Origin of the sequence: Paenibacillus septentrionalis, from assembly GCF_042659865.1 — a bacterium.
GTDB classification, from domain to species: Bacteria; Bacillota; Bacilli; order Paenibacillales; family Paenibacillaceae; genus Pristimantibacillus; species Pristimantibacillus septentrionalis.
Map to the genome: position 1 here is coordinate 41,803 of NZ_JBHSTE010000007.1, position 14,226 is coordinate 56,028.

The 14,226-nt window shown below is 45.5% G+C and carries 11 protein-coding genes; all 11 read right to left on the reverse strand.

Translation table 11 applies throughout. The annotated features are described in order from the left end of the window. Positions 1–2: 2 nt before the first annotated feature. A complete protein-coding gene (locus tag ACFP56_RS18505) occupies positions 3–773 on the reverse strand; it encodes an ABC transporter ATP-binding protein (RefSeq protein WP_379237782.1) in 771 nt (256 codons plus the stop codon). Further along, positions 773–1,732, reverse strand: a complete 960-nt coding sequence (locus ACFP56_RS18510; RefSeq protein WP_379237349.1) for a branched-chain amino acid ABC transporter permease — start codon at positions 1,730–1,732, stop codon at positions 773–775. The genes ACFP56_RS18505 and ACFP56_RS18510 overlap by 1 nt, the downstream gene beginning before the upstream one ends. Before the next feature lie 10 nt (positions 1,733–1,742). Further along, positions 1,743–2,615, reverse strand: a complete 873-nt coding sequence (locus ACFP56_RS18515; RefSeq protein ID WP_379237351.1) for a branched-chain amino acid ABC transporter permease — start codon at positions 2,613–2,615, stop codon at positions 1,743–1,745. 94 nt (positions 2,616–2,709) lie between these two features. Continuing rightward, positions 2,710–3,837: an ABC transporter substrate-binding protein gene (locus tag ACFP56_RS18520; protein ID WP_379237353.1), complete on the reverse strand. Its 1,128-nt coding sequence runs from the start codon at positions 3,835–3,837 to the stop codon at positions 2,710–2,712. Between the two features lie 245 nt (positions 3,838–4,082). Next, a complete protein-coding gene (locus ACFP56_RS18525) occupies positions 4,083–4,961 on the reverse strand; it encodes an ABC transporter permease (protein ID WP_379237355.1) in 879 nt (292 codons plus the stop codon). After that, entirely contained in the window at positions 4,961–5,881 is a 921-nt protein-coding gene (locus tag ACFP56_RS18530) for an ABC transporter ATP-binding protein (RefSeq protein WP_379237357.1), read from the reverse strand. The genes ACFP56_RS18525 and ACFP56_RS18530 overlap by 1 nt, the downstream gene beginning before the upstream one ends. Positions 5,882–5,887: 6 nt before the next feature. Beyond that, positions 5,888–6,298, reverse strand: coding sequence for a DUF3021 family protein (locus ACFP56_RS18535; RefSeq protein WP_379237359.1), 411 nt, complete (start codon positions 6,296–6,298; stop codon positions 5,888–5,890). 4 nt (positions 6,299–6,302) lie between these two features. Next, the gene (locus ACFP56_RS18540; RefSeq protein WP_379237361.1) at positions 6,303–6,758 is read right to left on the reverse strand and encodes a LytTR family DNA-binding domain-containing protein; all 456 of its coding nucleotides are present in this window, start codon (positions 6,756–6,758) and stop codon (positions 6,303–6,305) included. Between the two features lie 1,213 nt (positions 6,759–7,971). Next, positions 7,972–10,650 (reverse strand): exo-rhamnogalacturonan lyase family protein, encoded by a 2,679-nt coding sequence (locus ACFP56_RS18545; protein ID WP_379237363.1) that lies wholly within the window; start codon positions 10,648–10,650, stop codon positions 7,972–7,974. After that, the gene (locus ACFP56_RS18550; protein ID WP_379237365.1) at positions 10,647–12,866 is read right to left on the reverse strand and encodes a glycoside hydrolase family 88/105 protein; all 2,220 of its coding nucleotides are present in this window, start codon (positions 12,864–12,866) and stop codon (positions 10,647–10,649) included. The genes ACFP56_RS18545 and ACFP56_RS18550 overlap by 4 nt, the downstream gene beginning before the upstream one ends. Further along, positions 12,867–14,138: a hypothetical protein gene (locus ACFP56_RS18555; RefSeq protein WP_379237367.1), complete on the reverse strand. Its 1,272-nt coding sequence runs from the start codon at positions 14,136–14,138 to the stop codon at positions 12,867–12,869. It lies immediately after the preceding gene. Positions 14,139–14,226: the final 88 nt, after the last annotated feature.

Below are 14,226 nucleotides of genomic sequence, written 5' to 3' on the forward strand. Positions count from 1 at the left end.
TGCTAGTCAACCTCCCCGCCCAAATACGCCTGAATGACCTGGGGATCATTCTGAATCTCCTGTGGCGTACCTTCAGCAATTTTTTGTCCGTAATTCAACACAACAATGCGATCGGAAATTTCCATAATCATTTGAATGTCATGCTCAATGAGTAATATTTCGATATGATATTGCTTCGATAATTGCAGAATTTTTTTAATGAGCTCGCGTTTCTCGGATTGATTCATGCCCGCAGCAGGCTCATCAAGCAGCAGCAGCTCGCATCCCGTTGCAAGTGCGCGGGCAATTTCCAGCAGTCGCTGCTCGCCATAGGGCAAGCTTCCTGCAAGCTGCTCAGCCTTATCCGCAAGGCCAACCATCTCAAGCTTATCCATACATTCCTGAACGATTGTTTGACGTTTTTGCTGCATCGACTTGCTTGAAAAAATAGAGGCAAACACCGTTTCCTTATTCACCTCTTGATGCGCGACAAGTACATTTTCAAGTACGGTCATCGATTTCAGCAGCCGCGTATTTTGAAACGTACGAGCAATACCAAGATCAACACGCTTATATGGCTTGAGCTTGTTGATTTTTTGATTTTTATATAAAACCTGACCAGAGGTAGGCTGGTAAATGCCTGTCATAATGTTGAACAACGTCGTTTTGCCAGCTCCATTTGGTCCAATAATTGCTAATATTTCACCGCGTTTTACGGTCAAGTCCACCTGATTTAACGCGACCAGCCCACCGAATTTTACAGATACCTGCTGAAGCTCTAACACATTCTCCATCATTTACCTTCACCCTTCCGAGCCTTCCCATAGAAATTGAGCTTGCGATGCTTTTCGCCCCAAAATCCGGTCGGTTTAAAGATCATCATGAGTACAATAGCGAGACCGAGCAGCAGCATGCGATATTCACTCACATAGCGAAGCAGCTCTGGTGTGATGACAAGAATAGAAGCACCCAATATTGAGCCGGCCAGGTTGCCCGAGCCGCCTAGGATGACCATCGCCAATATATTTACAGAATCCATATATCTAAACGCATCTGGACTTACATACGAAATGTAAGCAGCCCAAAATGCACCTGCTATCCCTGCGAAAAATGCACCTATCGTAAAGGCCATAATTTTATACTTATTAGGACGAATGCCAATCGACTCTGCCAATCGCTCATCCTCGCGAATGGTGAGCATATTTAAACCAATTCCTGAATGCACGATACGATTAATCACAATATACGTAATAACAACGAGCACCAGGATCAAATAATAGAACTCAATTTTCCCGCTAAATGTAAAGCCAAACAGCTCTGGCGCTGGAATGCCAGGCAGTCCCATAGGACCACGCGTCACATCAATCCAGTTGACAAATATCAATCGAACAATTTCGCCAAAACCAAGTGTTACGATACCCAAGTAATCACCTCGCAGGCGAATAACGGGCGTCCCTAATAAAAAACCAAAAAAACCGGTTATAACTGCCGCAATCGGCAGGACAAGCCAAAAGGAAAGATTGTAATGAATCAATAACAATGCTGCGGTATAAGCGCCAATCCCGTAAAATGCAGCATGACCTAGCGCAAATTGACCGGCATAGCCGATTATTACGTTCAGACCCATCGACAGGATCGAGAACACCCCGATCATAATGACAACATGCAACCAAAAATCGCTCACCTGTCCAAGCAATAAAGGTAAAACCAATAAGAGTGCAGCGATTATGAATGTTAATACTGTTCGTTTCAAAGCTTATCACCTACACCTTATTGATTTCTTTTTTGCCCAATATGCCAGACGGACGAATTAACAGGACAATAATTAGTATCGCAAATGAGATTACACTTTTATATTGCGTAGAGATGTATGCACCAGACAGTGCTTCAACGAGCCCAAGCAGTACACCGCCAAGCATCGCACCAGGAATACTGCCGATGCCGCCAAGTACAGCTGCTGTAAATGCATTGATACCCGCCATATAGCCCATTGTAGGGTAGACGGCGTTATAATAAATGCCTACCATAATCCCTGCACATGCAGCCAATGCAGAACCAATCGCAAATGCCAGACTGATCATTCGATTCGTATTAATGCCTAACAGCGCGGCATTCGTCAAGCTGATCGAAGTAGCGCGCATCGCTGTACCAACCTTTGTTTTTTTCACGAACAGCTGCAAACCAATCATTAATATGCAGGAAAGCACCAATATTAAGATTTGGATTTCAGAAACGGTAACCGTACCTACGGTATACGTTTTTGAGCCGAACGTCGTTGGAAACGGACGCATTTCAGTCCCCCATATGAGCTGCGCCACACTAATTAAAAAGGTAGATACCCCCAGCGCACTAATCAGCGGAACGATGCGATCCGCCTTACGCAAAGGCCGATACGCCGTTCGCTCGATCGTAATCCCGATAACAGCCGTCACAATAGCTGAGAAGATAAACGCTACGTACAAAGGGACATGCAGCTCCTTCAAAAAAAACAAGCCCAAAAAGCTGCCTACCATATATATATCGCCATGTGCGAAGTTTACGATCTTCAATATCCCGTAAACCATCGTATAGCCTAATGCAATTAAGGCATAGATCATGCCGATTGTAAGTCCGTTCGTAATTTGCTGAAGTAGCATATAAACTCCTTTCCAAATCAAGAAGCAAGAAGCAGGATGATAGGCTCATCCCGCTTTGCTTTCACGATTTTCTATTCACTCGTTCGGTTTGAACCTACTCGAAAAGAACGAACTCTCCGTTTTCAATCTTTAATTTCGATGGAACGGTAACTACATCGCCATTTTCATCAAAGCTCAATACGCCTGTTGCACCTTCATAATCCTTCACCTGATCAAGGAATGTTTTGATGCTTTCACGATCAGCGCCTTGCTCTTTAATCGCTTCGATCACTAGCGAAGTAGCAACATAAGCGTAAGCAGCATACGTGTCAGGCTTGCTATTGTAGCTTGCTTGATATTGCTCTGCAAATTGTGTTGCTTTCTCATTGTCTCCGCCTGGATAGAAGAAGCCAATTAGCTTGAAGCCTTCAACAGACTCCTTGCCAAGCTCCAGCAATGCTTCAGAATACAAGCTGTCTACGCCGATAAAATCAACGTTAAGATCAAGCTTTTGTGCCTGCTGTGCAATCAAAGCTGCCTCGTTGTAGAAGCCGCCGATAAAAATTGCATCAGGCTGAGCTGCTTTAATTTTGGTTAAGATTGTGCTGAAATCTTTGTCGCCAGGGTTGTATGCCTCAGCTGCAGCAATTTCAATATTATTTTCAGCAGCAGATTGTTTATATACATCAAGCAAGCCGATTCCGAAATCAGATTGCTCATAGATCAATGCAACTTTACTGTAACCAAGCTCTTGAGACCAATCAGCCAAGTAGTCAGCCTGGAATGCATCCGTTGTAATAACACGGTAAGTGTAATCACCAGCATTCGTTACGCCAGGCGCACTGGATGAAGGAGAAATCTCAACAATTTTGTTTTTATTGTAAACAGGAGCAGTAGCCAATGTAGCTGAGCTGTTGAAATGACCGACAACTGCCAGAATGCTTTTGTCTGATACGAATTTGTTCGCAACGTTAACCGCTTCGTTGGAATCGCCTTTATCGTCCTCAACTACGATTTGAACCTGCTTGCCATCGATGCCGCCTGCTTCGTTAATTTGCGCAGCAGCAAGCTCTGCACCATTTTTGAATGCTTGTCCATATTGAGCTTGTGTTCCTGATATCGGAGCCGCAAGTCCAATACGAAGCGTATCGCTCTTACTTTCTGTACCGCTATTATTCGAACAAGCACTTAAAATCCCTAATAATAAAATTGCAATCAAACCAATAGATAATTTGCGTTTCATTTACTCCACCCCAATATTTTTATAAATTAATCCTATCAGAAAACTCTACTTTAATTATATGAGCTAATTTCAAAAAATCAACAACTTTTTTAATATAGTCAAAACCATTATGATAATATCATAACTGTGTTGTAATATATACAGTTTTTTATGTTTTAAAGCAAATAGACCTATGCGCAAGAAAGCACATAGGTCTATTCATGTTCGGTTTACAGTATTGCCAGCATCCGTTCAACTATAACCTTTCAATGCATTCTGTTCCGTCTAAATAAAACGATCGACAGGACTGCCAGCACAACAATAGTCACTGCAATGACCATGTAGCTGGTTGAAAGATTCAACATATTGCCATGTAGCTTATAGGTCACACCATACAACAGCTTATACTCCCCGGCTGCCTCAGCAGGGGCTCCCGCAAAAACTTCAGCTAATGACCGATCCATAAAGGCATTACGCAGCAAAAGTGTAGTGTGGCTAATCGGAAAGTACATAATGACATTTTGCGCAAAGCTCGGCAGTGCGCCAATCGGAACATAGACACCACATAGAAAACCTAGCAGTGTGCCAACTATTGTACTTAAGGTTGAGAACGCATTTAGTGTGTGAACAAACATGACAAGAACAACATTAAATAAGCTGGCGAGCAGAACTGATAGCAATATGATACCGACGACTTTGATAAAGGCGGTAAAGCTAAGCCATGCACCACCTGTTGCGACAATATAGATTTCGCAGCCGATGAGAGCAATAATTGAAAACACCGAGCCAATCATACATGCATTCAGCACATAGCCCATTTGAATCGTAGCACGGGAAACTGGTGCAGTTAAAAAATCAGCTCTCGCTTTTGTTTCGATATCTTTTATCGCAATACCGAATGCTGCAAGTGTTGTCGTGACAGCGATCATCGACAGCAGCCCAGCGATTAACCATTCATTTACCATCGTAATCATTTGCGGCGTAGCTTCTGTTAACTGGTTGATCGAATCCACCTGCATTTTTTGCAAAAAGAGCGCATACAGCACAATGACAATAATAACAGACAACAGCGAGAAGAAAACACTTGTTTTATCACGCCGAAACACCTTACTATTGCGTCCTACCAGGCTAAATAATGCTTCCATTATGCTGCACCGCCCTGTTCCATAATATGAATAAATACATCGTCCATCGTGCCTTTGATGACCTCAAATGAAGCGAGCAATGGCTCTGCTTGTTTTAAGAGTTCCAACGCATGAAGCGTCGACTCCACACGAACCGTGAATATCCCCTGCTTTTCCGAATAGGAAATGTTGTGCTGCATCAGCCACTGCTTTCCCTCGTCAGTATGATGGAATACAAGCTCCATCTGATCGTAGGCATATGCCGTTTTCAGCGCATCTGGTGTACCTTCAGCAACAATTTCGCCTTGCCTTAACACGACGACATGATGCGCCATCGCCGCTTCCTCCATATAATGCGTCGTTAAAAATACCGTCATATTCGTTTCGGCTTGCAGTTGTTTAATCGTCTGCCATACAAACTGTCGTGTTTGCGGATCAAGTCCTGTTGTCGGCTCATCTAAAAACAAGATCGCTGGTCGATGAATCAATGCTCTAGCAATATCAGCACGTCTTTTTTGTCCGCCAGATAATGTACCGTATTTTTTTTGTTCAATATCCTCCAAGCGCAGATAAGAGGAAACAAATTGATAATTTGTGGCTAGCTCCTTCTTTGATAACCCGTACATTTTTCCACGATGCCATATATTTTCTCGCACCGTTAACCGATCATCAAGCAAGCTTTGCTGAAACACAACTCCAATGGATTTGCGAATTTCTGCGTTGCCTTGACTTGCATCGAGCGTGTATCCGTTAATGTTTACCGTACCGCTTGATTTTTTAAGCAATGTGCATAAGATTTCGATTGTCGTTGATTTTCCCGCTCCATTCGCACCAAGAAAAGCAAACAACGATCCCTCCTCAACTGTAAATGATATCCCCTTTACCGCCTCGTGTTGGTTGTATTGCTTACGAAGCCCCTTGACCTGTATCGCAGCCTTCATCACACCCTACCCCTTTCTTTTTTTAATCGCATTATTAATTTGAGCGATATCTTTTTTTTGCAGGATGAACATCATACACCAGATCAAAATATATATAATCGCTTCGGATATGAGCACTTTTTGAAACCCAAAATGTTCAAACCAGCCGCCGAAATAGCCAGCAGTCAGCACACATAACGTAACCGCAGTTAAGTGGAGCAATAGCTGAAGCAGAAACGGCAAGCGTTCGATTTCAAATATAAAGGACAATGGCCCGAGCACCGCACCAAGAATAGCCGCTACTATAATTTGCTCAAGGAGTTCTTTTCCTGTCATGGTAGCAGTGGGATCAGTTATCACACTAAGCGTAACTAAAATATAGGAGCAACTAAGTGAAATAAGTATACTTATAACGATTGTCTGCAATAATTTCTTCATAACATTAATCCCTCCCGATCCCTAAATGACGTTTTAATTCCTTCAAATACTTGCGGCTGACGTGAATCGTGGCATCGTTATCCAGCAGCAATTGTGTCATCCCAATTTTGCCCATTTGAATTGAAGAAATTTTGTGTACATTAACTAACGTAGACTTGTTGACTCTAACAAAGTCCTTTGCCAATTGCTCTTCCAATTCATAGAGCTTGCGTTTCGATTCATACTCCTGCTCATCTGTCTGTAAAAATACTCGTGCATCCTCTGCATAGATCGAATAAATGTCCGTAATTTTTAGTAAATGAATTTCCTGCTGCAAGTAGCCGTCAAGCACCGTTGCATGCGACGTCTGTGATGCTTGCAGCAGCTTCATCATTCGTTCGATCTGTTCGTTGTATTCTTTGGCATGAATATGTACCTCTGTTTCTTCTATAGCATGGTTAACCGTTAATTGAATTTTCAAATGGAAGCCTCCTCGGTAATGTAAACTACCTTTTCTCATAAACAGAGAACACTGATCAGTTACTTATAATGTAGCATAGAAAAATTTAACGAAACGAATTATTTCAATAAGTGGTTAAATTTTATTGGTAAGAGGTTTATTTCGTGATGTGTCTTGCTGCCTTGCATCATCGAAGTGTAACGCAAAAAAAAGCATGAGCTCGGAAACGCTTACCGAGCTCATGCTTTTGAGATGATCCATCTATTCAATTTAGTTAGCTTTTTCGTCTGATACGAATAAACGGGGCCAATGCGATTAAAACTCCAACCAAGAAAAATGAAGTTCCATAAGTATGTAAGTGAAAGTCTGTCGCTGGAATGAAGAGGTTATCAAAAAATTTACGAATCCCCAAACCACCGTCGGGACTTCTAGCGGTAAAAGTATAAATCGTGTACGCCTCATACATAAGATACAATCCTAACGCTAATCCAATAAGCTTAAATATTAGTTTCAATGTCAACCTCCCTTCTTATAAATACCATGTTTTTCATATAATGTATACGTTTGGATTAATCTATTTGTTGCACTAACCAGTAGTTATTTACAGAGCCAAAAACATCGTAATCAAGTCTGCACTTAGTGTATCTTCAATAAAGATTCAACAAGCAGAGGCTTCCAAGAAGATTGGACGCTAGTAGATAATGAGGAACGCAACGTACGTTAGTTGGTACGTGAGAACCGGAATTATCGCTAGCATTCAATATTCGCCGCGAATAAGCTGCAACGCAATTACATCGTCATCAAGCCTCTGCTGATTGAATTTCATCTACAAAATAAAGATTCAATTGCAGAGGCTTCAGGACCAAGAAGATGGCACGATACTAGAAACTGAGAAGCGCAGCGTACGTTAGTTGGTACGTGAGCTAAAATGTTTTCGTAGAAAACATCCATCGGAAGCATTCCCTCTTCGCTAGCATTCAATATTCGATGTCGACTATGCTACAAAGCGTTACATCGTCATCAAGCCTCTGTTTATTGAATTTCATCTACAAAATAAAGATTCAATAAGCAGAGGCTTCAGGACCAAGAAGATTGGACGCTAGTAGATAATGAGGATCGTAACGTACGTTAGTAGGTACGTGAGAACCGGAATTATCGCTAGCGTTCAATATTCGCCGCGAATAAGCTGCAACGCAATTACATCGTCATCAAGCCTCTGCTGATTGAATTTCATCTACAAAAGGTGTCCAATGTATGCCTTGCACATAATAACATTCAACGACCACTGACTCGCTGTATTCGTCGTTAGTCCCGTTACCTCTTGAATGGGATAAGGATACTCCAGGCGGTCAACAGACTGAGGCTGGAGACGATCAAGCTGCCAGTGATTCGTAACATTGGTCAAAAAGCTCCACGCCTGCTTGCCTAATTCATCGTCCTCATAATACTCCGAAGCATACGCCATAATAAGGGTAGACAGCATCGGAATGGACCAGCGTTGACTATGTCCCGCAAATGCTTGATTCGATCGATTGCTCTTTTCTTCAGGTGACAAATTATAAAAGGCACCTAGCTCTGCAAGCATGTCACGCCACGTCTCATCCTCGAGCAGCTCTGCCAGCTCGAGCCAAACTTGCGGTCCGCCCATACATATCATCATATGATAATCATAATTTTCATGTCCCATATAGCTGAGTCTGCCTGTATCTGGATCGTAACCAAACGTTGGACCATCAAGCAGGCGATGTGGAGATTGCTTCAGTGATTCAATGCCTGCTTTAATTTTATTTACGTAATGCTCGCTTTCATGACGTTCCCATTGTACAAGCCAATTGGCACAGAAGGCAGACCAGTCTGGCCCGCTTCTTGCATGCGTTGCATGTTCATCCTTCGGAAAATAAGCGCGCATCGGATCCAATGTCACGGTTCTGTAGTCTGCATCCTTCACTTCGTCCATGATCTCGCCTATCCGCTCATCCGCTGTTAAATAATAATAGAAGCGATGCAACGTAGCCATGCCAATTCTCGCTTCCTTGCAGCCGCAGCCGTAATGCAGCACATTATGCCTTGAGCCTAGTCCTTGATAGGGTCCGAGATGATACAGATCTGTTTCACTTGTATGGCGCGTCATGGCCTCCGCCATATAAAACAAAGAAGGTTCGCCAGTTCTAAGAAACGAATACCAAAGCCACTTATTCGGAACAAGCTCGGTGTTCTGCCAGGCACAACCGCCAACGTCATATTTCCATGTATGCCGAACCGGATCATAGCTGTGCATGACATCACCATAATCCCAAAAGCCGTACCATTTGCGCTGCTCAATTTCTTGCAAATAAAACTTCCATATGCTTTCAAGCGCCTCCTCCATCTTGCGGTGTCCTTCTGTATGATAGTCAGGCAAGCTATAGCGTCCAAATACACCTGTCGCATGATAACGCTCCGGCTCACATATGAGAAGCGGCGTATACTCCAGTATTGCCGCCAGTTGCTCCAACTGCTCAAGATCAGGCGTTGATGCTGAAAGATGAAGCATGCAATCCGACGTATGAGCAATTCCATGCGGCGTGCTTCTCAGCTCATGCGCACCTTCATAGGAGGATAGCACATGCGTTGTCGTATCATAATGCCGCAAATCCATAGCAGCGGCTTCCGGACTCCATAGCCAAAGTGTTACCTCCGCTTGCTCACTGCCAAGCCCGCTTAGCTCGAAACCGCTTGGACTAAGCTTCCAAAAATGCTTAAGCCCTAATCCGATGCCGCCAGCCTCTGAGCCAACATACATTAGTCCTCTAGCTCTTGTTCCATAGATTGAACGTACCCATGCACACGCAGCGGATGTTCGCTTTTGTATGGTGTAGCTATCAGGGGTGAGCTGAACCAGCTTGTAATCGTTCCATATCGCCGCATCCTCAAGCAGCTGCTTGTATTGCTGCTCCTGCTCATCCTGCACATTCCAATCTACCTTCTTGCCCTGCAGCTGATCACGATACTTAGGTTCGATAAAACCTGGCAGCTTAAATGATATAAGTCCCTTGGCCGCCTCGCTAAACCAGCCCTGCTCGCCTGCAAAACGAATATGGCGATTGAACAGTTCCCCTTGCATCGGAACCTCAAAGCTGATGCCGATGCCAGCAATCGCATGCTGAGCCGGATCGCCATCAATGATTAGCGTGTGCTTTAGTCCAATCGTTGCTTGAGCATGATAAAATATGAGCCGTACGATAAAGGGCAGCAGATGCTCATCTTCTACTGCTTGATCTGCGCCTGAAGGTGAGGCAGCAGGCCTGTGCGCTCCTCGTATGACAATAACAGTGCGCAGCGATCCATAGCTCTCCACGCTCACTTGAGCTATGTGACTTGTATACGCCATGCGGTTGCCATCAGTACGGCCTGGCGCGTCTGACACGATGAGCTTAAGCTTGCCTGATTGAGCAATGGAGATATCCTTCGCTTGAGGAAATGCAAGCGAATCAATTAGAACCTCTCCACTTTTGCGAATACGGCTTATGATCGCGCCATTATCAACAGTGATGCCCGCGTCATCCTCTGTTACCTTTATCCCTTCCTGCTTGCCGGGAATTGCTTGGCTAGACGGAGCCGCCTTTCTAAGCACAAACCGCTCCTTGCCCGTATGTGCGAGCTGTGCGGCATGTGCCGTCCACTTTACACTGCCATCGGGCCAATATGCTGTTGGCCACGACTGGACAGGCAGCGACTCTCCTTGCTCACTTACCAGCTCTAATGCTTCATCTCGAGCCAGCTGACCGCGGTGCCACGGTACACCCCACGTCGTTCCGGTAACGAGACCTGATGCTTTATCGGCATCGAGCCACTTTAACGGAATACCCTGATCAATCTGCTGCACTTCCGTTTCCAGCTGCTCCACATTCTGATTCCGCTTCAGCCAGCTCATGAGCGCACCTCCTGATCATTTGCTGATTGCTGACGCAGCCACTTTTCCATCTGTCCCGTCTCTATCCCTGCAAGCATAATAATGCCAATGCCATGTGTATCATTCAGCCTTGGCATTAGATCATATTTATAATAGTAGGAATGATGCGCAAAGCCTGATCCGCGACATACGCCATATACATTCCCATCCTCATCAATCGCTCTTTGCATTAACCCCGTCCAAGCTTTGCGCACGCTGGAAATGTAAGGTGCTGCATTCTCATACCATCCTTGCTGAACACCAATAGCAAATGCATAAGCAAACATCGACGTGCAGGAGCTTTCCTCATACGATTCATGATCGTTAAGCACCTGATGCCATAATCCGCAACCATCCTGTAAGCCAAGATAGCCCTCGCTCAGCTCGCGAAACATATCAAGCAGCTCCTCTCGTCTTGGGTGACTTGCCTCGATATGGCGCAAAAGCTCAGCGAGCGAAAACAGCACCCAGCCATTGCCACGCCCCCAGTAGGCGCCATTCTGCGCATTGAACTTAAGATCATATACATGATGCATAATCCGAAGCGCTGGCTCGAACAAATACTTTTTATACTGCAGCAGCTGATGCGCAGCGTCATTGATATATCGCTCATCCCCTGTCATCAGGAAGTAGCGCACAAGAAATGGCACACTCATATACAGATCGTCGCACCACATCGTATCCTTCATAAAGTTGGTGCTTCCTTTAATCCGGTACAAGGTTCCATCGTCCAAGCGGCTTTGTTCATCGCTGATATAATGCGCAATCCGAGCCGCCAGCTCCTCTGCTCCATCGAGCGGCTGCAGGCTGTTCGCATACAGCATAGTTGCTCCGAACGAGCCGCAGTCATCCAGACTGTCCATACCAACGAGCTGATGGTTGATGCCAGGAGCACCGAATTGCTCGGCATCCCAATAAGCATAGTTATTGTAGGAGCTGCAGCATGCAATATGAGCATGCGCATACTGATGGGCTTCTTCATTTTCCAATCTAAGCAGGCCATACAGCGTAACGCCAAGCGGATAATTCCAGCGTCCAAAATGCGTGCGTTCAGCAAACGGGCGAACAAAGCTGTTCGGTGCATCCACCCGCCAGTAAGAAGCTCCACCCTCACACGGATGTAGCGCAGCCATGTTTTGCAGCTCAAGCGTCTTCTCGATGGAGAATGGCTCGGCATACGGCCCACTGTACAGCAATGAACCAGAGTAGCCTTCTACTTGAACAGGGAGCTGAGGTTCCAGCACGACTACTCCACCACGCGCTTCCTCCTCAAGCGAACGGAGTCGATCCCATCTAAAACCATGACCGTTCTGTTCAATCATCCACATGAACAAATCGTTCGTACCTTCTACTAGCTGCAACTCCAGCTCAAACGTACTCACTTCATTGCTTGACTCTGATATGTTGGCCTTATAGCTCATGCCATTGCAAATCAAAAGCAACTTCCCTTTGCACTGTCCTGACAAGCGATAACGCCCAGCCTGCTGTGCAATGACCGATGTCCAAGCGAGCATCGCCCGCCCTCTGCTTAAGCCGAAGATCCGCTCGCTTGCTAGCTGCAATAGCTCCTCTTCGTTCCATGTCATCCGTGGATACCAGCTAACTCGACTGTCCGAAGCCAGCAGGCTGCTAGCTGCATATTCAAGCCTGCGTTCAGCGATTGGAGAAGTATATAGTATCCCTTCGGCACCTTCCGCCTCACCAAAAGGTACGATGAAATGAAGCGGAAAGCCTTTGATCGAGCCTGATCCGAACTTGGCGCCGCAGCCAGTTCCTGTTTTCATAAACTGCCATACAAAGTGATTCCAACCAGCCTGAAGCTTTAAGCGAAACCAGCTTCTCCGTTCAGGAAACACCTCTTCTTCAATATTGGCTTGATAGGCAAGCTTGCCGTTAACAAATATCGTAACAGGTCCATAGCAGCTTAAACTAAAAGGCAGCTCTGTCTCCTCATCGCTCCACAGCTTCGCGCAGGCATAGATAAACTGCCCATTTTCCAGCTTGTCAAAGCGAATGCTCATATTCATATTGTAACGATATTCCAGATCACGCTTTAAACCATCAGTTGATGAAATTCTAAATGTATAGGGCTCCGCAGGCTGCGCTTCCATATAGCGACGAGCCATCGTCAGCAGCACTTCATGGTCCTGCTGCTCGAAACGGCTATAGCTGCTTCTCTTAAATTCACCACAAAACATCTAATATTCCCCTCCTGGGTACAAAGTCGAACGATACAATCGCTTTGTCTGCGCAATTGCTTTTCGTATTGTTTCCTGCTCTACCGTTCCAGCTGGTCTTTCATACCTGCCGTAAATTCTTGCTTCCTCATTCGTATAGATCACGACCTGCTCATATCCGCTTTGCACCAAATCGCCAAATACAGCATAGCCATCAAGATTGAATTGCGCCACGATGTTTAACTTTCCATCATAAATCGTTGGGTTAACGCCTCCGCCTCTCCGATAAGCAAGTATATAATCCACCTCCTTATCATCCCACTTGCTAATCGTATGAATAATCGTAAGCCAGCCCTTTGTCTGCCGATTCTCCTTCCACAGCTCCTGCCCATGCTGATCCAGCAAAAACATGCCGTCTCGACCCGATTGCTTTACATCGCCTCGTGTATCGCCGCGCTCAATCCGATCAAGCCCCGCAATCTGCAGTCCGGGCTCCTCTTCAATGAATCTTCCTAACGCAATATGCTGCGATTCGATCGAACCGTCATAGCGCCATAGCTCCTGTCCATGACGGTCATACATAACAGTCACGCTGCCGCCAATCACGATCTGCTGATCACCGCGACCAAGCACATCGCCAATCCATATGCAGTCTGCATGATCCTCCAGCGGCAAGGTCGACCACATCACATTGCCATCAGCATCAAGAACATCGTAGCCTGCAATCACTTCATCACGTCCATCACCATCGAGATCGAACGGATAAGGAAAATGTCCTGGATTGCCCTTGAAGGTCCATAGCAAATTCCACTGATCGTCCATTGCCCACAGTTGACGATAACGATCCTTAACGAGGATATCCTGCGGCGCCTCTGTTCCCCTCAGGTTACATATAATGATGCAGTCATGCGCTTCCTCAGACGGCAACGGCAATCTCCTTTTTATGCTGCCATCATGGCCTGCAAGCACAAGCAGCTCCTTATTCATCACGCACAGCACTTCATTGCTGCCATCCTGATCCCAATCGTAAATTTGTGCTGGGTAATCAGAGCCTGGCCCGCCAGCTGACTCGCTAGGCTCGCCGACCTGCCATAGCAATTGACCATCGATCGTATACGCTGTAAGTGCAATGACCTGATGCGGAACGTAGCGATCATCAATCCCGCCATCTGCCTGCACAAATAACAGCTCAAGCTGCCCATCACCATTCAAGTCGCCCAGCAGCACCTTACAGCGAGGCCCTGCAGCTCGTACGTCCAGCCTTGCCCATTCCACTACTTGCTGCTCATTCATCGTGTTCTCTCCTTTTTTCGAGTTGCATCCTATTCGTTATAGAGACAGGAAGAGGCCACACCATTTATCTGATCGACAAATGTGTCAG